Source organism: Acidiphilium sp. C61 (assembly GCF_905116885.1).
Classification (GTDB): domain Bacteria; phylum Pseudomonadota; class Alphaproteobacteria; order Acetobacterales; family Acetobacteraceae; genus Acidiphilium.
Genome location: NZ_CAJHNI010000005.1, coordinates 2,748,280 through 2,774,336 on the forward strand (window position 1 = coordinate 2,748,280; position 26,057 = coordinate 2,774,336).

Below are 26,057 nucleotides of genomic sequence, written 5' to 3' on the forward strand. Positions count from 1 at the left end.
CGCGCTGAGTCGGGCAAGCGCCCGCTGGGCAGGTCAGAGCATCATCCGATCAGATGATGCTCTAGAATCCGAACGGCACCTGCCGGCTGTTGCCGCGCGCGAGATTGCGATAGCGCGCCAGCGCCATCAGCGGGAAGAAGCGCGGGTAGCCGTGATAGCGCAGGTAGAACACGCGCGGGAACCCGACCGCGTTATAGGGCTGCTCGGTCCAGGAGCCGTCGTCTTCCTGCACCGATTGCAGCCAGGCGATGCCGCGGGCGACGGCCTCGTGCTCCGCCTGGCCGGCGGCCATCAAGCCGAGCACCGCCCAGGCGGTCTGCGAGGGCAGGCTCTGGTGATATTCGCCAGGGGCGGCATGGGCGTAGCTCTCGCAATCCTCGCCCCAGCCGCCATCGGCGCGTTGGCGCGCCAGCAGCCATTCGACGGCGCGGACCATCATCGGGTCGTCCCGCGCCACGCCGGCGGCGTTCAGCGCGCAGAGCGACGACCACGTGCCATAGATGTAGTTGGTGCCCCATCGGCCGAACCAGGAGCCGTCCTTCTCCTGCTCGTGGCGCAGATAGGCGACACCGCGCGCGATCGCCGGCCGGTCCTCGGCGTGGCCGAGTTGGGCAAGAAAGGAGATGCAGCGCGCGGTGACATCCGCCGTCGGCGGGTCGAGCAGGGCGCCGTGATCGGCGAAAGGGATGTGGTTGAGATAATGGAACTCGTTGTCCGAATCGAAGGCGCCCCAGCCGCCGGAGCGGCTCTGCATGCCGAGAATCCATTGCCGGGCGCGTTCCACCGCCTCGCGATGGGCGGGATCGCCATTGCGGTCGAGGATCATGCCGACCACGGCGGTATCGTCCACATCGGGGTAATAGGCGTTGTTGTACTGGAAGGCCCAGCCGCCCGGCGGGGCGTCGGGCTTGCGATAGGCCCAGTCGCCCTTCACGTCGAGAATCTGGCGCGGGATCAGCCAGTCGCAGGCGGCGGCAAGACCGGCATCGCCGGCGCTGCCGGCCTCGGCCAGCGCGTGGGCGGCGAGCGAGGTGTCCCAGATCGGCGACAGGCAGGGCTGCACGTAGCTCGCCCCCTCGAAACGCGAGGACGCATCGGTCACCAGCTTGCGGACCGAGGCCCAGGCCGTCGCGTAATCCGGGTGGTCGGGGCTGTAGCCGAGCGTGTGATACATCATCACCGTGTTGGCCATCGCCGGGTAGATGGCGCCGAGCCCGTCCTCGCCGTTCAGGCGCGGGGTGATGAAGTCGATCGCCGCCTGGATTGCGCGCTTGCGGCTGCGAGCGGGGAAGTGCCGCTCCAGCGGGCGCAGCGCGGTATCGATCGCCTTGAACAGATAGCCCCAGTTCGAGCGGTAGGGGCCGCGGATATAGTCGGTCACCTCGTCCGGCGGGGTGACGAACAGCTCGCCGATCCGCACGTTGCGCGGGTTGCGCGCGAGCGGGCGTTCGGTGAGCAGCACCAGCAGCGGTGCGATGACGGTGCGCGACCAGTAGCTGATCTTCCAGATGGTGATCGGAAACCAGTCCGGCAGCAGCATGATCTCGACCGGCATGACCGGGCAGGCCCGCCAGGGCACGGCGCCGAACAGCGCAAGCTGGATGCGGGTGAAGACATTGGTGCGCGCCGCCCCGCCGCGGGCGAGGATGGCCTCGCGGGCGCGGCGCATATGCGGCGCATCGGGATCGTCGCCGATCGCCTTCAGCGCGAAATAGGCCTTTACACTGGCCGAGAGGTCCATCGCCCCGTCATGGAAGAGCGGCCAGCCGCCGGGGTTCTGCGGCGAATCGCCCTGGATGCCGCGCAGGAACACGCCGATGCGCGCTTGGAGTTCGGAGTCGATCCGGTCGAGGAAATGTTCGAGCAGGACATATTCCGCCGGGATCGTCGCGTCCGCCTCGAGTTCGTAGACATAGTGGCCATCCGCGCGCTGCTCGGCCGACAGCCGCTCATGCGCGCGCCCGATGGCCTCGTCGAGGGAGGCGAAATCGATGGACATCGTATCGAACATCGCCCCCCTATAGGCGATTTTGCCGCCCCGCGCCTAGAGCATCATCCGATCGGGCAGACTCCTCTGGCCGGATGATGCGCTGGAGCACGTTCCGATCCTTTCGGATCGGATGCAGTGCTCTATCATATTGAGACACAGAGCATCCTTATCCGATCAGATGATTCCATCTGATCGGATGATGCTCTAGGTTCTGGACTCAACTGATCCATGATGTGACGGCGAGGACGAGGCAAATACCAGCGAGGAAATTTCGTGCGGTTTTGTCATATCGTGTGGCGATGGCGCGCCAGTCCTTGAGCCTACAGAAGGCGCGTTCGATGAGATTGCGCTTTCTGTAGGCGACGGGGTCGAAGTGCGGAATGGCGCGGCGGTTGGGCATGGGCGAGATCACCGGCCTGGTGCCTTGGCGGGTGAGGAAGGCGCGAAGATCATCAGCGTCGTAGGCTTTGTCGGCGATCAGCTCTTCTGGTGGCGGTATTGTGGGCAGAAGCGCCCTCGCGCCGCTGATGTCGGAGGCCTGTCCTGGCGTCAGGAGGAGTGCGGCGATGCGTCCCTGCTCATCTGCGACGGCGTGGATCTTGGTCGTCCGTCCACCCCTCGACCGGCCGATGGCCTGGCTTTGCGCCCCCCTTTACCGCCCGCGGCCGCGCGATGTGCCCGAACCGAGGTGCTGTCCACCATGGCGATGCGCGGCGGATCCGCGCAGGCGACAAGCGCCGCGAAGATCTCCTGCCAGAGGCCACGCTGGCTCCAGCGGTTGAACCGGTTGAACACAGTGGTTCGTGGCCCATAGGCCTCAGGAAGCGCTCGCCATCGCAAGCCCTCGCGAAAGCGATGCAGGATGCCGCTCAGCACCCGGCGGTCATCAACCCGAGGCTTGCCGCCAAGCTTCGGCAGCAATGGTTCGATCGCAGCCCATTGCGTGTCGTTCAGCCAGAAAAGTTCCGCCATCTTCCAAGTCCTCCGAACAGACTTGAATCAGACGCCCCGTAGTCATGGCAATAGGTACAGAACCTAGCCCTCGGCGGCGATCAGGCTGCGGGTGCGGCGGGCGAGCCAGGATTGGCTCGGCGGCGCCAGCAACTGGTCGACCGCCGTGGCGCGGGCCACCGTGCCGTCGCGCAGATAGGCTTCGTGGCGCGCCTCGATCGCATCCGGGTCGTAGAGATAGTTCACCATCACGCCGAAGGATTCCGAAATCCCGCGCGGGCTGGGATTGCCCAGCCAGTTGATCCGTTCGAGCCGCGCGCCGTTGCCGAGATGGAACCGCGCCACGGGATCGGCGCGGCCGGCGGCCGGAATGCCGTTATCGCGCCAGGCGCCGGTGAGGTAGAGAGCCGCAAGCCGCAGCAGCGGCCCGCGCAGCGCCGTGGCGAGGCCGGCCTGCGTCCACCACGGACGGTCTTCGAGCACCGATTTCAGCAGGTTGGCATCGCCCTCGGCGGTGGCATCGGCGACCGGTGCGGTGCCGAGCGCGCGGCCGATCGCCTCGCGTTCTTCGGCGGCGAGCAGCGGGGCAGGGGGCGAGGCCAGCACGGCGCTGATCGCCCGGCGCAGGCCGGGAACCGGTGACAGGGTGGAGAATTTCTTCAGGTTGGGCAGTTCCGCCTGCAACTCGGCGACGACCTGCTTGATCAGGAAATTACCGAAGGAAATGCCGCGCAGCCCCTCCTGGCAATTCGAGATCGAGTAGAAGATCGCGGTATTCGCGCGCGAGGCGGCATCCTGCTGGGCGTGCTCGGCGGCATCGTCGTCGGCGGCGGGGGCGAGCAGCGGCCCGATCGCTTCCGCCAGCCCCTTGACCAGTGCGACCTCGACAAAGATCAGCGGCTCGTCGGGCAGGGCCGGGTGGAAGAAGGCGAAGCAACGGCGGTCCGGCGCAAGGCGGCGGCGCAAATCGTCCCAGCCCTGGATTTCATGCACCGCCTCATAGGCGATCAGCTTTTCCAGGACGAAGGCGGGGGTGCGCCAGTCGATCCGGCGGAGTTCGAGGAAGCCGCGGTTGAACCACGAGGCGAACAGATGCCGCAGATCGGAATCGAGCGGCGCGAGGCTCGGCTGCTTCGGCAGCGCGGCCAGAACTTCCCGCCGCATGTCGACCAGCGCGCCGGTGCCACCGGGCGCCATGTTCATCCGGCGCAGCAATTCCTGCCGCGGCGGCTCGGCGGCGGTGGCGAGGGCGGCGGCGGTGGCGGCGTCCGGCGTCTCGAGATAGGCGCGGGCGGCGTTCTGCAGGCGGTTGGGATCGGGCTCGAAGCCGGTGGCGAGAAAGTCGCAGAAAGCCAGCCGGTCATGCGGGGCAAGCCGGCGCAGGGCGCCCAGCAGCGCCGCCGCGAGGGCCGCGCCCGAAGCCTCGCCCCGCCCGCCGAGCAGCGCATCGGCCAGCAACTCGGCGCGCTCGCGCGAGGGAAGATTTTCGTTCGGAAGATTGACGAACACCCGACCGTGCTCGGCGATCGACGACCAGAGCCGTTCGATCCAGGAGCGGTTGGGGCGGTCATGCGGAACCGGGGCGGTGGCGGGCATCGCTTCACTCCTGCGCGGGGCTGGGTCGGCCGTTCCTGAAACCGTACGACGATTTCAGGAACGGAACCGCAGATTACCCGATCGCCGTCAGGCGGGAAACGGGGGGCGCGCGGGAAATCAGGCGTTTTGGGCGGAGACCGCGTCGACCCGCGCCTGCGCGGTGATCAGCCGGTCGGAGGCGGCGCGCCAGCCGGCTTCATCGGCTTCGTCCGCCTCGCGCCAGGCCGCCTCGGCCGCCGCGAGTTCGTCGGCGGCCTTCAGCGGGTCGAGTTCGGCCAGCTTCACGATCGCATCGGCGAGGACGGTGCAGCGTTCCTCGGTGATCTGGGCAAAGCCGCCGGAGACGAAGAAGCGGTCGACCAGCTTCTCGTCTTCGTAGAGATCGATCAGGCCGCCGCGCAGCGAGGTGATCATCTGCGAATGGCCCGGCAGGACACCGAGGTCGCCCTCGGTGCCGGGGATCACCACCATGCTGACCGGACGGGCGAGCAGGAGCCGCTCCGGGCTGATGATTTCGAGCGCGACGGTCATGGGATCAGGCCGTCGCGTTCAGGGACTCGGCCTTCTTCACCGCGTCCTCGATGGTGCCGACCATGTAGAAGGCGGCTTCCGGCAGGTGGTCGTATTCGCCGGCGCAGATCGCCTTGAAGCTGCGCACCGTGTCTTCCACGGCGACGAAGACGCCCGGCGAGCCGGTGAACACTTCAGCGACATGGAAGGGCTGCGAGAGGAAGCGCTCGATCTTGCGGGCGCGGGCGACGGTGAGCTTGTCGTCTTCCGACAGCTCGTCCATGCCCAGGATCGCGATGATGTCCTGCAGCGACTTGTAGCTCTGCAGGATGCGCTGCACCTCGCGGGCGACGTTGTAGTGCTCCTCGCCGACGATGCGCGGATCGAGCGCGCGGGAGGTGCTGTCCAGCGGGTCGACCGCCGGGTAGATGCCCTTTTCGGCGATGGCGCGGTTCAGCGTCGTCGTCGCGTCGAGATGCGAGAAGGAGGTTGCCGGCGCCGGGTCGGTCAGGTCGTCGGCGGGAACGTAGATGGCCTGGACCGAGGTGATCGAACCCTTCTTGGTCGAGGTGATGCGCTCCTGCAGCGCGCCCATGTCGGTCGCGAGCGTCGGCTGGTAGCCCACCGCGGAGGGGATGCGGCCGAGCAGCGCCGAAACCTCGGCGCCCGCCTGGGTGAAGCGGAAGATGTTGTCGACGAAGAACAGCACGTCCTGGCCTTCCTCGTCGCGGAAATATTCCGCCATGGTCAGGCCGGAGAGGCCGACGCGCATGCGCGCACCCGGCGGCTCGTTCATCTGGCCATAGACCAGCGCCACCTTGGAGCCTTCGGTGGTGTTGTCGCCGAGCTTGATGACGCCGGCGTCAATCATCTCGTGGTAGAGGTCGTTACCCTCGCGGGTCCGCTCGCCAACCCCGGCGAAGACCGAGACGCCGCCATGGCCCTTGGCGATGTTGTTGATCAGCTCCTGGATGAGCACGGTCTTGCCCACGCCGGCGCCGCCGAACAGGCCAATCTTGCCGCCCTTCAGATACGGGGCGAGCAGGTCGACGACCTTGATGCCGGTGACGAGGATCTCGGCCGAGGTGGCCTGCTCGTCGAAGCTCGGCGCCTGGCGGTGGATCGGCGCGGTGCGGGTGGTCGGAACCGGCCCGCGCTCGTCGATCGGCTCGCCGATCACGTTGAGGATGCGGCCGAGTGTCTCGGGGCCGACCGGAACGGCGATCGCCTTCCCGGTATCGCTCACCTCGTCGCCGCGGGCGAGACCGTCGGTGCTGTCCATCGCGATGCAGCGGACGGTGCGCTCGCCGATTTCCTGCGCCACTTCCAGCACCAGCCGGCGGTCGCCCACCTTGGTTTCCAGCGCGTTGAGGATGTAGGGCAGTTCGCCCTCGAACTGCACGTCGACCACGGGACCCATGATCTGCGTGATGCGGCCGGTAACGTTCTTTGCCATATGCGTAATTCCCTAAGCCTCAGAGCGCTTCCGCGCCGGAAATGATCTCGATCAGTTCCCTGGTGATGTTCGCCTGACGGGTGCGGTTGTAGTTCAGCGTGAGACGGTTGATCATCTCGCCCGCATTGCGCGTCGCATTGTCCATTGCTGTCATGCGCGCACCCTGTTCGCCGGCGGCGGATTCGAGCAGCGCGCTGTAGATCTGCACCGCGAGGTTGCGCGGCAGCAGACGGTCGAGCAGCGTGCCGTCATCCGGCTCGATCTCGTAGTCGCCGGCGTGCTGGCCGGCCCCTGCATTGTCGTTCGCGGCCTGGCCGGCGCTCGCCGGGATCAGCGGCGTTTCGCTCGGAACCTGCGCCATCACCGAGACGAAGCGGTTGAACATCAGCGTGCAAATGTCGAACTTGCCGCCATCGAACGCGGCGACGATCTGCTGCGCGATCGCTTCCGCGTCGGCGAACTCGATCGTCTTCTTGCCGACGAAATTCGCCTCGCCGATGATCTTCTCGCGCATGTCGCGCCGGAAGAAGTCGCGACCCTTGCGGCCGACCGTGAACAGACGGACCTGCTTGCCCTCGGCCTCAAGCTTGCGCACCCGTGCGCGGGCGGCGCGGTTGATCGAGGAGTTGAACGGGCCGGCAAGACCGCGATCGGCGGTGACGACGACGATGAGATAGGTGCGGTCCGCCCCGTTGCCGACGAGCAGCGCCGGCGCGTTCGGGTTTGCCGCCGCGCCCTCGGCGAGGGCGCCCATCATCGCGGCCATCCTTGTCGCGTAGGGCCGCGCCGCCTCGGCCTGCGCCTGGGCACGGCGCAGCTTGGCGGCGGCGACCATCTTCATCGCCTTGGTGATCTTCTGCGTCGACTTGACGCTGGAGATCCGGTTCCTGAGGGCTTTCAGGCTGGCCATCTGTGCCGAGCGCCCCTTACGCGAAGCTGGACGCGAAGGACTTGACGAACTCGATGAGCTTCGCCTCGGTCTCCTTCTTGATCTCGCGGTCGTTGCGGATCGCGTTGAGAATGTCGGGCGAACGCGCCTTCATCTCGGAGATCAGCTGGGCCTCGAAATCGCCGATGCGGTTGACCGGCACCTCGTCGAGATAGCCGCGGGTGCCGACGAAGATCGACACGACCTGCTCCTCGACCGGCAGCGGCTTGAACTGCGGCTGCTTCAGCAGCTCGGTCAGGCGCGCGCCGCGGGCGAGCAGCTTCTGGGTCGAGGCATCGAGATCCGAGGCGAACTGCGCGAAAGCCGCCATCTCGCGATACTGCGCGAGGTCAAGCTTGATCTTGCCGGCGACCTGCTTCATCGCCTTGATCTGCGCGGCGGACCCGACGCGCGAGACCGAGTTGCCGACGTTCACCGCCGGGCGAATGCCCTTGAAGAACAATTCGGTCTCAAGGAAGATCTGCCCGTCGGTGATCGAGATCACGTTGGTCGGGATATAGGCCGAGATGTCGCCCGCCTGGGTCTCGATGACCGGCAGCGCGGTGAGCGAGCCGGCGCCGAACTCGTCGGACATCTTCGCGGCGCGCTCCAGCAGGCGGGAGTGCAGGTAGAACACGTCGCCCGGATAGGCTTCGCGTCCCGGCGGACGGCGCAGCAGCAGCGACATCTGGCGATAGGCAACGGCCTGCTTCGAGAGATCGTCGAACACGATCAGCGCGTGCATCCCGTTGTCGCGGAAATATTCGCCCATCGCGCAGCCCGTGTAGGGGGCGAGGAACTGCATCGGCGCCGGCTCGGATGCGGTTGCGGCGATGACGATGGAGTATTCCATCGCACCGTTTTCCTCGAGCGTGCGGACCAGCTGCGCGACGGTGGAGCGCTTCTGCCCGACCGCGACATAGATGCAGTAGAGCTTCTTGCTCTCGTCATCCTGCGCGTTCAGCGGCTTCTGGTTGATGAAGGTATCGACGATGATCGCGGTCTTGCCGGTCTGGCGGTCGCCGATGACCAGCTCGCGCTGGCCGCGGCCGATCGGGATCAGCGCGTCGATCGACTTGATGCCGGTCTGCATCGGCTCATGGACTGACTTGCGCGGGATGATGCCCGGCGCCTTGGTCTCGACCAGGCGACGTTCGGTCGCCTCGATCGGGCCCTTGCCGTCGATCGGGTTGCCCAGCGCGTCGACCACGCGGCCGAGCAGGCCCTTGCCGACCGGCACGTCGACGATGCGGCGGGTGCGGGTTACGGTGTCGCCCTCGCGGATCGCCTTGTCGTCGCCGAACACGACGACGCCGACATTGTCGTTCTCGAGGTTCAGCGCCATGCCCTGAACGCCGGCATTCGGGAACTCGACCATCTCGCCGGCCATCACGTTGGCCAGGCCGAACACGCGCGCGATACCGTCACCGACGGACAGGACCTGGCCGGTTTCGGCCACATCCGTCTCGGTGTCGAAGCTCGCGATCTGCTTCTTGAGGATCTCGGAGATTTCGGCGGGGCGGATCTCCATATCAGGCGGCTCCCTTCATCACATGGCGCAGGCGTTGCAGGCGCGATTTCAAACTGGTGTCGTAAAGCTTCGATCCGATCCGCACGGTGAGCCCGCCAAGCAGCGAGGGGTCGACCGTTTCGCGGATGGTGACGCGTCCGTATCCGGCCTCGGCGAGGCGGGCGGTGAGCTGGGCGCGCTGGGTGTCGGTCAGCGGATGCGCCGAGGCGATGTCGGCCGCGACCACGCCACGCTTCTCGGCGACGTAGGACGCGAAACCGGAGAGCAGCGCCGGCAGGTCGGCAAGGCGACGATTGGCAATGGCGGTGCCGATGAAATTGCGGACGAGATCGGATGCGCCCTGGCTGGCGAGCACCGCCTCCATCGCGCGCCCGGCCTCGCGCATGTCGATCGCGCGGCTGGCGATCAGGCGGCGCAGCGACGGGTCTTCGGCGAACAACCGGCCGAGCGCCGCCATTTCGGAGACGACGGCATCGAGGACCTTGCGTTCGTCGGCGAGCTCGTACAGCGCCCGCGCATAGCGGGCGGACAGGCCGGACGCACGATCCTGCTGGGGGGAATTGGCTTGCGGCGATGCGGAAACGGCGGACGACACCAGTATGACCCTGCCTTCGATCTCGATTCTTGCGTTTCAACCCCGGATCGATCCGCCGCATCCCGTCAGAAGGATTGCGGACACACCTTTCCGTGCGCTTTTTCAAGCGATGCGCGCCAGTAGCATACGGCCCCCGCCCGCGCAACGCATGCGCTCACAGGAATGAGATCGGATCGACGTCGATATCGACCCGCGCGGCGCGGGGCAGCCCCCCGGCGCGGGCGCGGGCGAGCCAGTCGCGCAGCACCGGCTGGACCGCAACCCCGCGCGGGGCGCGCAGCAGCAGGCGACGACGGTGCCGGCCGCGCAGCATGGCGAAGGGCGCGGGGGCGGGGCCGAGCACCTGCACGCCCTCCTGCGGCTGGGTGCGGGCGAGGGCGGCGGCGGCGGCATCCGCGATGGCGGCGTCATCGGCGCTGACGATCAGCGCGGCAAGGCGGCCGAAGGGCGGCCAGTGGCCCGGCGCGCGCAGATCGGCCTCGGCGCGGCGAAAGCCGGCAAGGTCGTTGCTCACCAGCGCGCGCATCACCGGATGCTCCGGCGCGTAGGTCTGCAGCAGCACCCGGCCTTGCAGGCGTCCGCGCCCGGCGCGGCCGGCCACCTGGTGCAGCAGCTGGGCGCTGCGCTCGCCGGCCCGCAAATCGCCGCCGCCGAGGCCGAGATCGGCATCGACCACGCCGACCAGCACGAGATCGGGGAAGTGCCAGCCCTTGGCGATCATCTGCGTGCCGATCACGAGGTCGATCTCGTGCGCGACGATCGCGCGCAGCGCCGCCTCGGCCTGTTCGGCTGTGGTGATCGCATCGCTCGCCATCAGGATGGTGCGGGCGGTGGGAAACAGTTCCGCGACTTCCTCGGCGATGCGTTCCACCCCCGGGCCGATCGGCACGAAACTCTGCTCGGCGGCGCAGTCCGGGCATTTGGGAGGCACCTGTGCGGCGTGGCCGCAATGGTGGCAGAGCAGGTGGCCGGGACGGCGGTGTTCCACCAGCCAGGCGGTGCAGTTCGGGCAGGTGAGCCGGTGCCCGCAACCGCGGCAGAGGGTGAGCGGCGCATAGCCGCGGCGGTTGAGGAACAGCATCGCCTGGCCGCCGCCTTCCAGCGTGGTCTCCAGCGCGCCGGCCAGCACGGGCGAGAGAAAGCGCCCGCGCGCAGGCGGGGCGGCGCGCAGGTCGATCGCCTCGATCGCCGGCAGCGTCGCGCCGCCATGGCGGGCGGCGAGGGTGATGTGGCGGTAGCGGCCGGTCTCGGCGTTCACCGCCGATTCGAGGCTCGGCGTCGCGGAGGCGAGGATGACGGCGCAGCCGGCGATCCGCCCGCGCACTACCGCCATGTCGCGCGCGTGATAGGTCACGCCGTCCTCCTGCTTGTAGGCCGCCTCGTGCTCCTCATCGACCACGATCAGCCCGGGATCGGCGAAGGGCAGGAACAGCGCCGAGCGGGCGCCGAGCACCAGCTTCGCCGCGCCGCTCGCGACCGCGTGGTAATTGGCGCGGCGGGTCGCTTGCGTCAGGCCGGAATGCCACAGCGCCGGTGCGGCGCCGAAGCGGGCGGCGAAGCGCGCGGCGAACTGGGCGGAAAGCGCGATCTCCGGCACCAGCACCAGCGCCTGTCGCCCCTCCCGCAGGCAGGCGGCGATGGCCTCGCAGAACACTTCGGTCTTGCCCGCGCCGGTAACACCTTCGAGCAGCGTGACCTCGAATCCACGTGAAGCGACCGAGGCGCGCAGGGCGGCGGCGGCGTCTTCCTGGGCCGGCGACAGCGAAGGTGGCGCGTGGTCGGGGTCGGGCAGCGGAACGGACGGATCCCGCGCGGCGGGGCACAACAGCCCGGCATCGGCAAGGCCGCGCACCAGGGCGGCGCTGGTGCCGGCGGCGGCGGCAAGTTCGGCGGTGGTCGGGCGGTCAAGCGTCGCCAGCGTATCGAGCACGCGCTGGCGCGCCGCGGTGATCCGCCCGGCCGGTGCCGTGCCCGCCGCCCAGCCGGCGCGGGGGGCGGGCGGTTCGAGCAGCGCGGTTTTCAGGGCAAGGGCGAGAACCTCGCCGCGCGGCGCCATCGTGTACTGCGCGACCCAGTCGATGAAGCGGCGCAGCGTGTCCGGCAGGGCAGGGGTGGCGATAACGGTGTGCAGCCGCTTCAGCCGGGCCGGCGCGATGTCCGGCTCCGCCGCGTCGTCCCACACCACGCCATGCGCGATCCGGCGGCCGAGCGGGACGGTGACGACGGTGCCGGGCGGCGGCGCGCCCTCCGACGCCTCATAGGTGAAGGCGGCGTCGAACGCGTAGGGCAGCAGGACGGAGACCAGCGCCATCAGGCGCGGGCCGGGTCAGACGTTGAAGCGGAACAGCAGGACGTCGCCATCCTGGACAATATAATTGCGCCCCTCGATTCGCAGCTTCCCCGCATCGCGCGCGCCGGCCTCGCCGTTGCAGGCGACGTAGTCGTCATAGGCGATGGTTTCGCAGGCGATGAAGCCGCGCTCGAAATCGCCGTGGATCACGCCCGCGGCTGCCGGGGCGGCGGTGCCGCGCGTGATCGTCCAGGCGCGGGTCTCCTTCGGGCCGCAGGTGAAATAGGTGATGAGGCCGAGCAGGTCGTGGCCGGCGCGGATCACCCGGTCGAGCCCGGAATCGGCGAGGCCCAGCCCGTCGAGGAACTCCTCGCGCTCGCCGGCGGGCAGCTGCGCCACCTCGGCCTCGATCGCGGCCGAGACGATCACATGCGCCGCCCCCTGCGCCACCGCCATTTCTGCCACCCGTGCCGATTGCGCGTTGCCGATCGCGGCCGAGGCTTCCTCGACATTGCAGACATACAGAACCGGCTTCGCGGTGAGCAGTTGCAGCCGCCGCACCGCCTCCTCCTCGCCGGCGGGAATCGCGGTGCGCGCCGGCTTTCCGTCTTCCAGCACCTTCAGCAGCGGCTCGATCAGGGCGAGTTCGGCGGCGGCGGCGCGGTCATTGCCGCGGGCCTTCTTCTGCAGGTTGGGCACGCGCTTCTGCAGGCTTTCGAGATCGGCCAGCATCAGCTCGGTCTCGACCGTGTCGGCGTCGCGCAGCGGATCGATATGGCCCTCGACATGGGTGATGTCGTCATCCTCGAAGCAGCGCAGAACGTGGATGATGGCGTCGACCTCGCGGATATTGGCGAGGAACTGGTTGCCGAGCCCCTCGCCCTTCGCCGCCCCGCGCACGAGGCCGGCGATGTCGACGAATTCGAGGCTGGTGGGCACGGTCTTCACCGACTTGCCGATCTTTGCCAGCACGTCGATCCTGGGATCGGGCACGGCGACGCGTCCGACATTCGGCTCGATCGTGCAGAACGGATAATTCGCCGCCTGCGCCGCGACGGTCGCGGTCAGCGCGTTGAACAGGGTCGACTTGCCGACATTGGGCAGGCCGACGATGCCGCAGTTGAAACCCATCTCAGGCGGTGTCCTTGGTCAGGAGGGCGACTTTCGTCATGAAATCTTCCGGCTTGCCGGCAGCGAGCAGGGGGGCGGCGTCGGAGACGGCTTCGAGCGTATCGACCAGCCAGTCCTCGTCCGTCTTCGCGAAATTGCCGAGCACATGGCCGTGCACCCGCGCCTTGTCGCCCGGATGGCCGATGCCGAGGCGCACACGCCAGTAATCCTGGGTGCCGAGCGTGCGGTCGATGCTGCGCAGGCCGTTATGGCCGGCCGCGCCGCCGCCGCGCTTCACCCGCACCTTGCCGGGGATCAGGTCGAGCTCGTCGTGAAACACGGTCACGGCATCCGGCGCCAGCTTGAAGAAGGCGCTGGCCGGCTGCACCGCGCGGCCCGACTCGTTCATGTAGGTCAGCGGCTTGAGGGCGACGATCTTCTCGCCGCCGACGCTGCCCTCGCTCACCAGGCCGGAAAAGCGCTTCCGCCACGGTGCGAAACCGTGGCGGTCGGCGATCACGTCGATCGCCATGAAGCCGATATTGTGACGGTTCCGTGCCATCCCGGGTTCGGGATTGCCGAGGCCGACCCACAGCTTCATGGCGAGGGTTCCGCGATATTACTTCTTGCCGCCCTTGGCGCCGCCCTTGGCACCGCCCTTGGCCGGCGCGGCCGCGGCACCTTCGGCGGGCGCGGCCTCGGCCACCACGGTCGGCGGCGCGATCGTCGCGATCACGAAGTCACGGTCGGTGATGGTCGGCTTGGCAACGCCGGTGCCCTTGAGATCGGACCAGCGGATGTTGTCGTTGATGTCGAGCGGGCCGAGATCCGCCTCGAAATGATCGGGGATGTGATCCGGGTCGCACATCACCTCGACGGCGTGGCGCACGACGTTCAGCACGCCGCCACGCTTCATGCCCACCGAGATCAGCTCGTTGAGGAAGTTGACGTTCACCGCGACGCGAACCGGCTCGCCGGCGGCGAGGCGCTGGAAATCGACATGCTCGGGCTGGTCGGTGACCGGATGCAGCTGGATGTCGCGCATCAGGGCACGGGCCTTGCCCGTCGCGGTCTCGATCTCGTAGAGGCGCGAGCGCCAGCCGCCGCGCTTCATCTCGCGCAGCACGATACGCGGATCGAGCGCGATCAGGGAGGGTTCCTGCTTCGCCCCGTAAATCACCGCCGGCACCTTGCCGGCCCGCCGTGTCGCCCGCGCCACCCCCTTGCCGGCCCGCGTGCGATCCTCGGCCGCAATGGTCTCAAACTTGGCCATTCTTCGCTCCATGAACTCAATGAAAAAAACCGGCCTCCAGGGGTGCCGGCAGGGTTCGCCTAGCCCATCGGGGCCGGCGTGACAAGATTTGCCGCCGCATGCACGCGTTTCGCGCGGCGGCGGGCGAGGTCAGAGCATGAAACGGTCGCCGAGATACACGCGGCGGACCTCGGGATGCGCCACCACCTCGTCGGGCACGCCCTCCATCAGCACATGGCCCTCATGCAGGATATAGGCGCGGTCGATCACTTCCAGCGTCTCGCGGACATTGTGGTCGGTGATGACGACGCCGAGGCCGCGCTGCTTGAGCTGGGCGACCATGTCGCGAATCTCGCCGACCGCGATCGGGTCGATGCCGGCCAGCGGCTCGTCGAGCAGGATGTAGCTCGGCCCGGTCGCCAGCGCGCGGGCGATCTCGACGCGGCGGCGCTCGCCGCCGGAGAGGGCCAGTGCCGGGGTGCGGCGCAGATGCGAGATGCCGAACTCGGCGAGCAGGTCGTCCAGCATCGCCTCGCGGCGGTCGGGGTCGGCCTCGACCACTTCGAGCGCCGCGGTGATGTTCTGCTCCACCGTGAGGCCGCGGAACACGCTGGCCTCCTGCGGCAGGTAGCCGATGCCGAGCCGCGCGCGGCGATACATCGGCAGGGTCGAGATGTCGGCGCCGTCGAGCAGGATCGAGCCGGTATCCGGCTGGATGAGCCCGACGATCATGTAGAAGGTGGTGGTCTTGCCGGCGCCGTTCGGCCCGAGCAGGCCGACCGCCTCGCCCCGCCGCAGCGTCACCGAGACATTGCGCACCACGGGGCGCTTGCGGAAGCTCTTGCCGAGGCCGCGGGCGACGAGCCCGTGCTCGGCGGCGGCGGCGGCGGGAGTGCTGCCCTGCTGTGCCGCGATGCCGCCCGGGATGACGCGAAGCTGATCCTTCATCGCGCTGCTTTCGCGCCCGAATGCGGCGATTTCGCGGCGCCTTGCCGCTGCGCTTGTGTGCTGTCGGGAATGATCAGCCCCTCGACCCGCTGACCCGGACGGGAGACCAGCGTCGCGATGCCGGTCTTCATGTTGATCTGCGCGATCTGGCCGGCGAGCTCGTTGGGGCCATGGGTGATGTGGACATTGCCGGTCAGGATCGCGATGCCGCTCGCCGGATGGTAGACGCCATGATCGCCGGTCGCGACGTCGCTTTGCGTGGTCACCACCACATGCCCCTCGGCCACCACCTTGCGCAGCTTGCTGGCGTCGGTTTGCGCGGCGGAGGGCGGAGCGCCGGCAGGCGCCTTGGTCACGGGCGCTGCCTGCGGCTTCGCCGCGGGCGCTGCCGGCGCGAAATAGCCGGTCAGCCGATCGGCGGTGACCGAGCGGCCATCCTTGCCGACCACCCTGGCATGGCCGATGGCAACCGCCTTCCGCGCATCGGACCAGTATTGCAGGGCGCGTGTGGCGGTGACGGTCTCGCTCGGCGTGACCAGCCTGAGCCCGTGGCCGGTCAGCACCAGCTCGTGGCGGCTCATGTGATAGACCGCGAGATCGCCGAAGGCCTGTTCCGTCGCGGTGAAGATGTGGACATGGCCGACCGCTTCGAGCCGGGTGATCTGCGAGGCGCCGGAATCGAGCCCGCCGAGGCCGGTCGCCGGGGGCGTCTGTTGGGGCGTCTGCGGCGTCGTCTGCGGGGCGGCCGGCTTGCCGGCGCCGGCCGGGGCCGGGCTGTAATGGGCGACGAGCTGGTCCGCCGTCACCGTGACGCTGCCGCGCACCGCCTTCGCATTGCCGCTGGCGGTGACGATCCGCGTCTTCTGGTTCCAGGCGATGCCGTTCTGCGCGGTGATGTCGATCGGCGTCGGTTGGCCGCCGGCGGGACCGAAGCCGAGCGACTGCGCGACCGCGGTGCCGGGGAGGGCGACGAGGAGCAGCGCTGCGGCGCGCCGGGCCTGCACGATCATGAGCCGCTTCCGTCCTGTCCGGGGGGGGGATGACAGGTTCGCCTGGTCGAGCACGAGATGCGAGGGGCCGGTGAAGGTGACGGTCTGGCCGTGGTTGCGGGCGACGAAGCCATCCGCCGCGGTCAGCGTGCCGAACGGTCCATAGGCGGAAACCGGCGTCTTGCCGGTCGCGACGCCGGCCTTGATGTCGATCGTCGCACGGCGCGTCCGCATGGTGGTGCCGTCGGCGCGGTAGAGCGTGACCTTGCCGGCGAGATCGAGTCGCTGGGATTTCTGGTGGTAGACCCCGTTGCTCGCATCGAGCATGAACCATGAGCCGCTGCGGGTCGTGATGTCACCTTTCGGCCGGTCGAGATCGAGCTGGTCGCCGCCGCTCTGGACCGCATGGCTGGCGGTGATGGTGAATTTCTCGCCCCGCGCGTCGATTCCGCGATATTGCGCGCCGGTCAGCCGCGACAGCGCGGCAGCGTTGCTGCCCGGCATCTCGCGATAGGTGACGCGGCCGAAGCGCGCGCCGCTGCGCAGGCCCGGAAAGATGACGATGGCGACGAGCAGGATCGCGGCAAGGGCGGGAAGGATGACCTTGGCGGCGCCGACGATGCGCCGCTGGCGGCCGAGCGCGGCGCGCTGGCGATCGCGCGAGTCGGTGAGGGAGGCGAACCATGCTTCGGACCGGCTCCGCAGGCCGCCCCGCGGCCGCGGCGGGCCGGGCTGGTGCGGTGTGCGCGCCGCGTTCACGCGACACCCGCCCGCAACAGGTCGTGCATGTGGACGATGCCGAGCACGCGCGTCGCGCCATCCACCACGAACAGCGACATCACCCGCGGGGTCAGCGCCGTCATGTCGTGCAGCGCGTCCTCGGCCAGGCGTTCCGGCCCGATCACCCGCGGGTTCGGGGTCATGACCTGGCCGACCTCGCGGGCCAGCAGGTCCGGCGCCATGGCGCGGCGCAGGTCGCCATCGGTGACGACGCCGAGCAGATGACCCCCGCCGTCGACGACGCCGAGGCAGCCGAAATGCTTCGCGGTGATCAGCAGGATCGCCTGGTCCATCCGCGTGCCCGGGGCGGCGAGCGGCACCTCCTCGCCGGTATGCATCAGGTCGCGGACCCGCCGGAGCCGGGCGCCGAGCTTGCCGCCGGGATGGAACAGGCCGAAATCCGCGGCGGTGAAGCCGCGCCGGGCGAGCAGGGCGACGGCGATGGCGTCGCCGAGCGCCATCTGCATCGTCGTGCTGGTGGTCGGCGCCATGCCGATCGGCCCGGCCTCGGGGGCCGTGGGCAGCAGCAGCACGAGATCGGCGGCGCGGGCCAGCGTGCTCTCCGCCCGGCTGGTGATCGCGATCAGCGGCAGCGCGAAGCGGCGGACATGGGAGACGATGTCGGCCAGTTCGGCGGCCTCGCCGGAATTGGACAGGGCGATGACCGCATCGCCCGGCACGATCATGCCGAGATCGCCATGGCTGGCCTCGGCCGGATGGACGAACAGCGCCGGCGTGCCGGTGGAGGCGAGGGTGGCGGTGATCTTGCGGGCGACATGCCCCGACTTGCCCATGCCGGTGACGACGACGCGGCCGCCGATTCCGGCCAGCAGCGCGATGGCGGCGGCGAAGGTCTCGCCCAGCGTGCCCGCGAGCGCGGTCAGCGCCGCGGCTTCGGTCGCCAGCACGTCGCGCGCGATGGCGAGATCGGCGGCGGCAGCGGCTTCATCCGGGGCAGGCGCGGCAGTGTCGCGGGTGGGGGCAACAGGCATGGTCTGTCCGCTCGTCATGGTCCTGTATGGGACGATGCGCCGTGCCGGGTCAACACGATCGCGCGCGGCGCGGCGCGGCTGTCAGCGATGGCTGAAAATATCCGGCTCTTCGAAGCCGAGCAGGTCGAGCTTCGCCCGCGCCGGCAGGAAACGGTAGCAGGCATCGGCCAGCTCCCGCCGTCCCTCGCGCATCAGCAGCGCTTCGAGCCGGGCCCAGATCGCATGCAGATGCAGCACGTCCGATGCGGCATAGGCGCATTGCTCCGGCGTGAGGTCCGCGGCCCCCCAGTCGCTGGTCTGCTGCTGCTTCGAAATCTCGACGCCGACGAGATCGCGGCAGAGATCCTTAAGCCCGTGACGGTCGGTGTAGGTGCGGACGAGTTTCGAGGCGATCTTGGTGCAGACCACCGGCGCGGTGGTCACGCCGAGCGCGTGATGCAGCATCGCGAGGTCGAAGCGGGCGAAGTGGAACAGCTTGGTGACGCGCTCGCTTTCCAGCAGGCGCTTGAGGTTGGGGCAGTCCGCGCCGCGGCCGCCGAGGCCGGGTGGGATGATCTGCACCAGATGCGCCGTGTTGTCGCCGGCGGAGAGCTGCACCAGGCAGAGCCGGTCGCGCCGCGGGTCGAGACCCATCGTCTCGGTATCGACCGCGACGACCGGGCCGAGATCGAGCCCGTCCGGCAGATCGTGGCGGTGGATATGGATGGTTGCGCCGGCGGCAAACTGGGTTTGGCTCATCGGCCCGTCACGATCCCGGATCAAAGATTTGAAAGCATGGTGCCCAGGAGAAGACTCGAACTTCCACAGCCTTGCGGCCACAGGTACCTGAAACCTGCGCGTCTACCATTCCGCCACCTGGGCAAGGGGGCTTCAGACCGCGCCGAGTGGCGCGCTTCGGTGAAAGGGGCTGTAGCGAAGCGGCGCCCTGCCGTCAATCCGCCTTCGCGCCGGAGGCGGTTGTCTTGCGCGGGCCAGTCATGCGAACAGAAGGCGCCCAGTGAAAAGGAGCTCTTCATGGCATCGCGCAAGGTTGCAACGGTTTTCGGCGCTTCCGGCTTCATCGGCCGCCATGTCGTGAAACGCCTGGCCGCTGCCGGCTGGGTCGTCCGGGCCGCGATGCGCGATACCGAGGCCGGCGCCTTTCTCCGCCCGCTCGGCGATGTCGGCCAGGTCGTGCCGCTGCACGCGCCGCTCGACAACGAGGCGGCACTGCGCCGCGCGATCGAGGGAGCGGCGTGCGTGGTCAATCTCGTCGGCATCCTCGCCGAGCGGCATCGTGGCGATTTCGACCGCGTGCAGCACCAGGGCGCCGCGCGGATCGCCCGACTCGCGGCGGAAGCCGGGGTGAGCGCGCTGGTGCAGGTCTCGGCGATCGGCGCCGATCCGAAGGCGGCGAGCCTGTACGCCCGCAGCAAGGGGATGGGCGAGGCGGCGGTGCGCGCGGCATTTCCGGCCGCGACGATCCTGCGCCCCTCTATCGTATTCGGACCGGGGGACGGTTTCTTCGGCCGCTTCGGCGCCATGGCGGCGCAACTGCCGTTCCTGCCGGTGATCGAGGGCGAGACGAAATTCCAGCCCGTCTATGTCGGCGACGTCGCCGCCGCGGTGATGGCCGCGATCGAGCGTCCCGAACTCGCCGGGGCGACCTATGAACTCGGCGGGCCCGAGACCCGCAGCTTCCGCGACCTGCTCTCCTATATCAACGCCGAGACCGGACATCACCGCGCCCTGGTCGGCGTGCCGCGCTGGGCGGCATGGCTCCAGGCCTCGGTGCTCCAGCACCTTCCGGGCCGGCTGCTGACGACCGACCAGCTCCTGCTGCTGCGGCGCGACAATGTGGTGGCGCGGAATGCGCTTACCCTCGCCGACATGGGCATCGTGCCGACGCCGATCGACCTCGTCGTGCCCGCGTTGTTGCGGCGGTTCCGACAGGGCGGTGGCCGCCCGACAGGGGGTGAGGCGTGATAGGTCACGAATGAGACATAAATTTCTGCCATGAACGCGGGTAAAAATCCGCGCAGGGCAGGTAATCACGATTATACGACAATTATACTGTCGTATTATCAAAAAATTGCTGGCCTTCTTTGTTCCGCTGCGCTAGGGACACCGTGAAACAGCCATTCACGGAACGGAGTTGTGCCGATGACCGAGCACATGCAGCAATTCGTGCGTCTTGCGCAGCAGCCGCCGGAAAAACGTGCGGCCGGCGAGCGCCGTGAGGATTTCGGCGAGATCTATCGCGATTTCGACCCGAAGGCGGCGGCGGCCCAGGCCAGCCGGTGCAGCCAATGCGGGATTCCGTTCTGCCAGGTGCATTGCCCGCTGGGGAACAACATCCCAGACTGGCTGAAGCTCTCGGCCGAGGGGCGGCTCGAGGAAGCTTACGAGATTTCCGCCGCCACTAACACGTTCCCCGAAATCTGCGGCCGCATCTGCCCGCAGGATCGGCTGTGCGAGGGCAATTGCGTCATCGAGAAGGGGTTCGAGAGCGTCACCATCGGCGCCGTCGAGCGCTACATCACCGACACCGCCTTCGAGAATGGCTGGGTCCGGCCGATCCGGCCGCGGCACGAGCGCGCGCAGAGTGTCGGCATCATCGGCGCCGGGCCGGCCGGCCTTGCCGCCGCCGAGGCGCTGAGGCGCAAGGGCTATCAGGTCCATGTCCATGACCGGCACGACCGGGTGGGCGGGCTGCTGATCTACGGCATTCCCGGCTTCAAGCTGGAGAAGGAGATCGTCGCCCGGCGGCGCGCCTGGCTCGAGGATGGCGGCATCCACTTCCATCTGAACGAGGATATCGGCGGCGCCCTGAGTTTTGCCGAGCTGCGCGCGCGCTACGACGCGGTGCTGGTCGCCACCGGCGTCTACAAGGCGCGCCAGATCGACGTGCCGGGCACCGGGCTCGACGGCGTGGTGCCGGCGCTCGACTATCTCATCGCCTCGAACCGCAAGGGGCTGGGCGATGCGGTGGCGGACTACGATTCGGGTGCGTTGAACGCCGCCGGCAAGCGCGTCGTCGTCATCGGCGGCGGCGACACGGCGATGGACTGCGTGCGCACCGCCATCCGCCAGGACGCCGCCGCCGTCACCTGCCTCTACCGGCGCGACCGCGCCAACATGCCCGGCTCGGCGCGCGAGGTCGCGAACGCGATCGACGAGGGCGTCGAGTTCACCTGGCTCTCCGCGCCGGAAGCCTTCACCGGCGCCGGGCGGGTCAATGCGGTCAAGGCGATGCGGATGCATCTCGGCCTCGCCGACGCGTCCGGGCGGCAGACCGTCGAGCCGATCGCGGGCTCGGAATTCACCATCGAGGCCGATCTCGTCATCAAGGCGCTCGGCTTCGACCCCGAGGATCTGCCCGGCGCCTTCAACGAGCCCGGCCTCGCGCTCACCCGCTGGGGCACGCTGAAGGTCGATTCGAAGAGCTTCATGACGGCGTTGCCCGGCGTGTTCGCCGCCGGCGACATCGTCCGCGGCGCCAGCCTCGTCGTCTGGGCGATCAAGGACGGCCGCGATGCCGCCGACGCCATGCACACCTATCTCGAAACCGCCGCCGCGCGCCCCGACGCCGCGCTTGCCACCGCCGCGGAGTGATGACCATGACCCATGAAACCGCCTCCGAATTCCTCGCCGCATGGCAGCGCAACACCACGGCGCTCGCCGGCAGCTACGATCCCGCGCAGGAGCATGACGCCTGCGGCGTCGGCCTGATCGCGGCGCTCGACGGGCGCAAGCGGCGCGATGTCGTCGTTGCCGGCATCGACGCGCTGAAGGCCGTCTGGCATCGCGGCGCGGTCGATGCCGATGGCAAGACCGGCGATGGCGCCGGCATCCATGTCGAGATCCCGCAGGATTTCTTCACCGATGCGGTGGAGCGCGGCGGCGACCGGATGCGCCGCGGGCCGATCGCGGTGGGCATGGTCTTCCTGCCCAAGACCGATCTCGGCGCGCAGGAGCGCTGCCGGCAGATCGTCGAGACCGAGATCCTGAATTTCGGCTACCGCATCTATGGCTGGCGCCAGGTGCCGATCGACGTGTCCTGCATCGGCGAGAAGGCGAACGCGACCCGCCCCGAGATCGAGCAGATCATGGTGTGGAACGCGCTCGGCAAGTCGGAGGAGGAGTATGAGCGCGACCTCTACGTGATCCGCCGGCGGATCGAGAAGGAAGCGATCGCGGCACAGATCCCCGAGCTCTACATCTGCTCGCTCTCCTGCCGCTCGATCATCTACAAGGGCATGTTCCTCGCCGAGAGCCTGACCGAATTCTACCCCGACCTGCTCGACGAGCGCTTCGTCTCGCGCTTCGCGATCTACCACCAGCGCTATTCGACCAACACTTTCCCCACCTGGCGGCTCGCCCAGCCGTTCCGCACGCTCGCGCATAACGGCGAGATCAACACGCTGGCCGGCAACGTGAACTGGATGAAGAGCCACGAGACGCGCCTCGCCGCCGGCGCGCTCGACGCCTATCTCGGCGACATCAAGCCGGTGATCCAGGCCGGCAGCTCCGACACCGCGACGCTCGATGCCGTCTTCGAACTGCTCGTCCATGGTGGGCGCGACGCGATGATGGCCAAGACGCTGATGATCCCGCCCTCGATCGGCGCCGATGCGACGATGAAGGCCGAGCATCGCAACCTGATCAGCTACTGCAACGCGGTGATGGAGCCGTGGGACGGCCCGGCCGCGATCACCGCGACGGATGGCCGCTTCGTCATCGCCGGGCTCGACCGCAACGGGCTGCGGCCGCTGCGCTTCACCCGCACCAGCGACAATCTGCTGATCGTCGGGTCGGAAACCGGCATGGTCAAGCGCGAGGAGGCGGAGATCGTCGAGCGCGGGCGCGTCGGGCCGGGCGAGACCATTGCCGTCGATCTCGCCGACGGACGCTTCTACCACCACGCCGAGCTGATGGACGATCTCGCCGGCCGGCAGGATTTCGGCGCCTGGACCGCCGGCATCAAGGTGATCGACCATATCGTGAAAACCGATGCGCCGGAGCCGGTTCTCTTCGAGGGCGAGGCGCTGCGCCGCCGCCAGCTCGGCGTCGGCTACACGCTGGAGGAGCTCGAACTCATCCTGCACCCGATGGTCGAGGACGCCAACGAGGCGACCGGCTCGATGGGCGACGACACGCCGATCGCCGTGCTGTCGGAGCGTTATCGTGGCTTGCATAATTATTTCCGCCAGAGCTTCAGCCAGGTCACCAACCCCGCGATCGACAGCCTGCGCGAAACCCGCGTGATGTCGCTCAAGACGCGGCTCGGCAATCTCGGCAACGTGCTCGACGAGGATTCCAGCCAGTGCGATCTGTTGCAGCTGGAAAGCCCGGTTCTCTCGACCGCCGAGTTCGACGCGATGCGCCGGACGATGGGCGACAATGCCTGCGTGGTGAACTGCACCTTCCCGGTCGCCGATGGCGAGGGTGGGCTGCGCGCCGCGATCGAGCGGATCCGCCGCGAGGCGGAGGAGGGCGTGCGCGCTGGCTGCACCCATGTCATTCTCACTGACGAGACGTTTGACGAGGCGCATGCGCCGATCCCGATGATCCTCGCGACCGGCGCCGTGCATACGCATCTCGTCCGCCAGTCGCTGCGGACCTTCACCAGCCTTAACGTGCGCGCCGCCGAGTGCATGGACGTGCATTACTTCGCCGTGCTGATCGGCGTGGGGGCGACCACGATCAACGCCTATCTCGCGCAGGAAAGCATTGCCGACCGGCATCGCCGCGGCCTGTTCGGGTCGATCAGCCTGAAAGAGTGCATCGGCCGCTACAAGAAGGCGGTGAACAAGGGGCTGCTCAAGGTGATGTCGAAGCTCGGCATCTCGGTGATCTCCTCCTATCGCGGCGGCTATAATTTCGAGGCGATCGGTCTCTCGCGCGCCCTGGTCGCCGAATTCTTCCCCGGCATGCCCTCGCGGATTTCCGGCATCGGCCTGCCCGGCATCGCCCACAAGATGCTGGAACTGCACCGCACCGCCTGGGATGCGGACGCCGTGACCCTGCCGGTCGGCGGCGTCTATCGTCTGCGCCGCAAGGGCGAGACCCATGCGTTCGACGGCCAGATGGTCCACATGCTGCAGACCGCGGTCGCGACCGACAGCTTCACCCTGTATCGCAAATACGCCGATGCGGTGAACGCGCAGCCGCCGGTCGCACTGCGCGACCTGCTCGATTTCCGCAGCGAGGGGCTGACGCCGATCCCGGTGGACGAGGTCGAGAGCATCACCGAAATCCGCAAGCGGCTGGTTGCACCGGGCATTTCGCTCGGCGCGCTCAGCCCCGAGGCGCACGAGACTCTGTCGATCGCGATGAACCGCATCGGCGCGCGTTCGGATTCGGGCGAGGGCGGCGAGGACGCGGCACGCGCGACGCCGCGGCCGAACGGCGATAACGCCTCGTCAGCAATCAAGCAGATCGCCTCGGGCCGCTTCGGTGTGACGGCGGAATATCTCAACAATTGCCGCGAGATCGAGATCAAGGTCGCCCAGGGTGCGAAGCCCGGCGAGGGCGGCCAGCTGCCCGGCTTCAAGGTCACCGAGCTGATCGCCAAGCTCCGGCATTCGACGCCGGGGGTGATGCTGATCAGCCCGCCGCCGCATCACGACATCTACTCGATCGAGGATCTCGCGCAGCTGATCTACGATCTCAAGCAGATCAACCCGCAGGCGACGGTGTGCGTGAAGCTGGTCTCGCGCTCGGGCATCGGCACCATCGCCGCCGGCGTCGCGAAGGCGAAGGCGGATGCGATCCTGATCTCCGGCCATTCCGGAGGCACCGGCGCCTCGCCGCAGACCTCGATCAAATATGCCGGCCTGCCCTGGGAGATGGGCCTGTCGGAAACGCATCAGGTGCTGATGCTCAACCGGCTGCGCCACATGGTGAAGCTGCGCACCGATGGCGGCATCAAGACCGGGCGCGACGTTGTGATCGCGGCCATGCTCGGTGCCGAGGAGTTCGGCATCGGCACCGCCTCGCTGGTGGCGATGGGCTGCATCATGGTCCGCCAGTGCCATTCCAACACCTGCCCGGTCGGCGTCTGCACGCAGGATGAGGCGCTGCGCGCGAAGTTCGAAGGCACGCCGGAGAAGGTCATCAACCTGTTCTCCTTCATCGCCGAGGACGTGCGGCACATCCTGGCCTCGCTCGGCGTGCGGCGGCTCGAGGACGTGATCGGCCGGACCGACTTCCTGCACCAGATCTCGCGCGGCTCCGAGCTGCTCGACGATCTCGATCTCAATCCGCTGCTCGCCCAGGCCGACCCCGGCCCCTATGCGCGCTTCTGCACGTTGCAGGGCCGCAACGAGGTACCGGAGACGCTGGACGCGCAGATGATCGAGGATGCGACACCGTTCTTCGAGCGCGGCGAGAAGATGCAGCTGCAATACGGCATCCGCAACACGCATCGCGCGATTGGCACCAAGTTCTCGGGGCAGATCGTGCGGCGCAAGCGCGGCGCCGACCTGCAGGCCGACCACGTTACCGTGCGGCTGCGCGGGGCTGCGGGCCAGTCGCTCGGCGCCTTCGCGGTGCGCGGGCTCAAGCTCGAGGTCTTCGGCGATGCCAACGACTATGTCGGCAAGGGCCTGTCGGGGGCGACCATCGTGGTGCGGCCCGCGCCGTCGTCGATGCTTGTCAGCCAGGATAACACGATCATCGGCAATACCTGCCTCTATGGCGCAACCTCCGGCCGGCTGTTCGCCGCCGGCCAGGCGGGCGAGCGCTTCGCGGTGCGCAATTCCGGCGCCGTGGCGGTGGTCGAGGGGGCAGGGTCGAATGCCTGCGAATACATGACCGGCGGAACGGTCGTGATCCTCGGCCCGGTGGGCGACAATTTCGGCGCCGGCTTCACCGGCGGCATCGCCTTCATCTACGATCCCGCCGCCGAATTCGAGATGCGGATCAACCCCGACACGCTGCTCTGGAACCGGGTGACGGAGACCTACTGGGCGCAGCATCTGCGCGACCTCGTGACCGAACACGCGCGCGAGACGCAGAGCCTCTACGCCGAGCGCCTGCTCAACGAATGGGAGCGCACGCTGGCGCGGTTCTGGATGGTGGTGCCGCGCGACTATGCGCGCTTCCTGCCGGTGCCGATGACGGCGCCGGCGGCAGCGAAGATTCCTGCCGAGTAAT

At 68.4% G+C, this 26,057-nt stretch carries 18 protein-coding genes, 1 tRNA gene and 1 pseudogene; 3 read left to right on the top strand and 17 right to left on the bottom strand.

What is annotated here, in order from left to right; all coding sequences use genetic code 11:
* Nucleotides 1–61: 61 nt before the first annotated feature.
* From shc to HUW10_RS15815, 17 genes and pseudogenes are all read right to left on the bottom strand, one after another.
* Nucleotides 62–2,011 carry a squalene--hopene cyclase gene (gene shc, locus HUW10_RS15730; protein WP_174504341.1) on the bottom strand — a complete coding sequence of 650 codons (1,950 nt, stop codon included), beginning with the start codon at nucleotides 2,009–2,011 and terminating at the stop codon, nucleotides 62–64.
* A gap of 196 nt (nucleotides 2,012–2,207) precedes the next feature.
* Nucleotides 2,208–2,962: pseudogene (locus HUW10_RS15735) on the bottom strand (IS5 family transposase).
* A 63-nt stretch (nucleotides 2,963–3,025) separates the two neighbouring features.
* Nucleotides 3,026–4,537 (bottom strand): malonyl-CoA decarboxylase, encoded by a 1,512-nt coding sequence (locus HUW10_RS15740; RefSeq protein WP_174504342.1) that lies wholly within the window; start codon nucleotides 4,535–4,537, stop codon nucleotides 3,026–3,028.
* Between the two features lie 117 nt (nucleotides 4,538–4,654).
* The gene (gene atpC / locus HUW10_RS15745) at nucleotides 4,655–5,068 is read right to left on the bottom strand and encodes an ATP synthase F1 subunit epsilon (RefSeq protein ID WP_174504343.1); all 414 of its coding nucleotides are present in this window, start codon (nucleotides 5,066–5,068) and stop codon (nucleotides 4,655–4,657) included.
* Nucleotides 5,069–5,072: 4 nt separating this feature from the next.
* Complete coding sequence (gene atpD / locus HUW10_RS15750; RefSeq protein ID WP_174504344.1) at nucleotides 5,073–6,503, bottom strand: F0F1 ATP synthase subunit beta; 1,431 nt, start codon at nucleotides 6,501–6,503, stop codon at nucleotides 5,073–5,075.
* A 19-nt stretch (nucleotides 6,504–6,522) separates the two neighbouring features.
* Nucleotides 6,523–7,413 carry a F0F1 ATP synthase subunit gamma gene (locus tag HUW10_RS15755; RefSeq protein ID WP_174504345.1) on the bottom strand — a complete coding sequence of 297 codons (891 nt, stop codon included), beginning with the start codon at nucleotides 7,411–7,413 and terminating at the stop codon, nucleotides 6,523–6,525.
* 16 nt (nucleotides 7,414–7,429) lie between these two features.
* Nucleotides 7,430–8,962, bottom strand: a complete 1,533-nt coding sequence (gene atpA, locus HUW10_RS15760; RefSeq protein WP_174504346.1) for a F0F1 ATP synthase subunit alpha — start codon at nucleotides 8,960–8,962, stop codon at nucleotides 7,430–7,432.
* Between the two features lies 1 nt (nucleotide 8,963).
* Complete coding sequence (locus tag HUW10_RS15765) at nucleotides 8,964–9,557, bottom strand: F0F1 ATP synthase subunit delta (RefSeq protein WP_174504347.1); 594 nt, start codon at nucleotides 9,555–9,557, stop codon at nucleotides 8,964–8,966.
* Nucleotides 9,558–9,711: 154 nt separating this feature from the next.
* A complete protein-coding gene (locus HUW10_RS15770) occupies nucleotides 9,712–11,868 on the bottom strand; it encodes a primosomal protein N' (RefSeq protein WP_174504348.1) in 2,157 nt (718 codons plus the stop codon).
* A 15-nt stretch (nucleotides 11,869–11,883) separates the two neighbouring features.
* Nucleotides 11,884–12,978: a redox-regulated ATPase YchF gene (ychF, locus tag HUW10_RS15775; protein WP_174504349.1), complete on the bottom strand. Its 1,095-nt coding sequence runs from the start codon at nucleotides 12,976–12,978 to the stop codon at nucleotides 11,884–11,886.
* Nucleotide 12,979: 1 nt separating this feature from the next.
* Nucleotides 12,980–13,558, bottom strand: a complete 579-nt coding sequence (pth, locus tag HUW10_RS15780; RefSeq protein WP_174504350.1) for an aminoacyl-tRNA hydrolase — start codon at nucleotides 13,556–13,558, stop codon at nucleotides 12,980–12,982.
* An 18-nt stretch (nucleotides 13,559–13,576) separates the two neighbouring features.
* Complete coding sequence (locus HUW10_RS15785) at nucleotides 13,577–14,230, bottom strand: 50S ribosomal protein L25/general stress protein Ctc (protein WP_174504351.1); 654 nt, start codon at nucleotides 14,228–14,230, stop codon at nucleotides 13,577–13,579.
* Between the two features lie 129 nt (nucleotides 14,231–14,359).
* Entirely contained in the window at nucleotides 14,360–15,157 is a 798-nt protein-coding gene (gene lptB / locus HUW10_RS15790; protein WP_174504352.1) for an LPS export ABC transporter ATP-binding protein, read from the bottom strand.
* Nucleotides 15,154–16,905 carry an LPS export ABC transporter periplasmic protein LptC gene (lptC, locus tag HUW10_RS18395; protein ID WP_236656445.1) on the bottom strand — a complete coding sequence of 584 codons (1,752 nt, stop codon included), beginning with the start codon at nucleotides 16,903–16,905 and terminating at the stop codon, nucleotides 15,154–15,156. The genes lptB and lptC overlap by 4 nt, the downstream gene beginning before the upstream one ends.
* Nucleotides 16,902–17,936 carry an SIS domain-containing protein gene (locus tag HUW10_RS15805; protein ID WP_174504353.1) on the bottom strand — a complete coding sequence of 345 codons (1,035 nt, stop codon included), beginning with the start codon at nucleotides 17,934–17,936 and terminating at the stop codon, nucleotides 16,902–16,904. The genes lptC and HUW10_RS15805 overlap by 4 nt, the downstream gene beginning before the upstream one ends.
* A gap of 63 nt (nucleotides 17,937–17,999) precedes the next feature.
* On the bottom strand, nucleotides 18,000–18,656 hold the full coding sequence (locus HUW10_RS15810; RefSeq protein WP_174504354.1) for a ribonuclease D: 657 nt from the start codon (nucleotides 18,654–18,656) through the stop codon (nucleotides 18,000–18,002).
* Between the two features lie 37 nt (nucleotides 18,657–18,693).
* Nucleotides 18,694–18,779 (bottom strand) — tRNA-Leu (locus HUW10_RS15815).
* A gap of 153 nt (nucleotides 18,780–18,932) precedes the next feature.
* Between HUW10_RS15815 and HUW10_RS15820 the strand changes: the two genes are divergently transcribed.
* From HUW10_RS15820 to gltB, 3 genes are all read left to right on the top strand, one after another.
* Nucleotides 18,933–19,883, top strand: coding sequence for a complex I NDUFA9 subunit family protein (locus HUW10_RS15820; RefSeq protein ID WP_174504355.1), 951 nt, complete (start codon nucleotides 18,933–18,935; stop codon nucleotides 19,881–19,883).
* 177 nt (nucleotides 19,884–20,060) lie between these two features.
* Nucleotides 20,061–21,512 carry an NAD(P)-dependent oxidoreductase gene (locus HUW10_RS15825; protein ID WP_174504356.1) on the top strand — a complete coding sequence of 484 codons (1,452 nt, stop codon included), beginning with the start codon at nucleotides 20,061–20,063 and terminating at the stop codon, nucleotides 21,510–21,512.
* A 5-nt stretch (nucleotides 21,513–21,517) separates the two neighbouring features.
* The gene (gene gltB, locus HUW10_RS15830) at nucleotides 21,518–26,056 is read left to right on the top strand and encodes a glutamate synthase large subunit (protein ID WP_174504357.1); all 4,539 of its coding nucleotides are present in this window, start codon (nucleotides 21,518–21,520) and stop codon (nucleotides 26,054–26,056) included.
* The last annotated feature ends 1 nt before the right edge of the window (nucleotide 26,057 follow it).

What these genes read in the sequence shown, in the direction of transcription:
- atpC (WP_174504343.1), bottom strand. Translation starts at nt 5,068, where the DNA reads ATGACCGTCGCGCTCGAAATCATCAGCCCGGAGCGGCTCCTGCTCGCC.
- pth (WP_174504350.1), bottom strand. Translation starts at nt 13,558, where the DNA reads ATGAAGCTGTGGGTCGGCCTCGGCAATCCCGAACCCGGGATGGCACGG.
- shc (WP_174504341.1), bottom strand. Translation starts at nt 2,011, where the DNA reads ATGTTCGATACGATGTCCATCGATTTCGCCTCCCTCGACGAGGCCATC.
- atpA (WP_174504346.1), bottom strand. Translation starts at nt 8,962, where the DNA reads ATGGAGATCCGCCCCGCCGAAATCTCCGAGATCCTCAAGAAGCAGATC.
- ychF (WP_174504349.1), bottom strand. Translation starts at nt 12,978, where the DNA reads ATGGGTTTCAACTGCGGCATCGTCGGCCTGCCCAATGTCGGCAAGTCG.
- HUW10_RS15805 (WP_174504353.1), bottom strand. Translation starts at nt 17,936, where the DNA reads ATGACGAGCGGACAGACCATGCCTGTTGCCCCCACCCGCGACACTGCC.
- lptB (WP_174504352.1), bottom strand. Translation starts at nt 15,157, where the DNA reads ATGAAGGATCAGCTTCGCGTCATCCCGGGCGGCATCGCGGCACAGCAG.
- HUW10_RS15810 (WP_174504354.1), bottom strand. Translation starts at nt 18,656, where the DNA reads ATGAGCCAAACCCAGTTTGCCGCCGGCGCAACCATCCATATCCACCGC.
- atpD (WP_174504344.1), bottom strand. Translation starts at nt 6,503, where the DNA reads ATGGCAAAGAACGTTACCGGCCGCATCACGCAGATCATGGGTCCCGTG.
- HUW10_RS15755 (WP_174504345.1), bottom strand. Translation starts at nt 7,413, where the DNA reads ATGGCCAGCCTGAAAGCCCTCAGGAACCGGATCTCCAGCGTCAAGTCG.
- gltB (WP_174504357.1), top strand. Translation starts at nt 21,518, where the DNA reads ATGACCCATGAAACCGCCTCCGAATTCCTCGCCGCATGGCAGCGCAAC.
- HUW10_RS15770 (WP_174504348.1), bottom strand. Translation starts at nt 11,868, where the DNA reads ATGGCGCTGGTCTCCGTCCTGCTGCCCTACGCGTTCGACGCCGCCTTC.
- HUW10_RS15740 (WP_174504342.1), bottom strand. Translation starts at nt 4,537, where the DNA reads ATGCCCGCCACCGCCCCGGTTCCGCATGACCGCCCCAACCGCTCCTGG.
- HUW10_RS15820 (WP_174504355.1), top strand. Translation starts at nt 18,933, where the DNA reads ATGGCATCGCGCAAGGTTGCAACGGTTTTCGGCGCTTCCGGCTTCATC.
- HUW10_RS15785 (WP_174504351.1), bottom strand. Translation starts at nt 14,230, where the DNA reads ATGGCCAAGTTTGAGACCATTGCGGCCGAGGATCGCACGCGGGCCGGC.
- HUW10_RS15825 (WP_174504356.1), top strand. Translation starts at nt 20,061, where the DNA reads ATGACCGAGCACATGCAGCAATTCGTGCGTCTTGCGCAGCAGCCGCCG.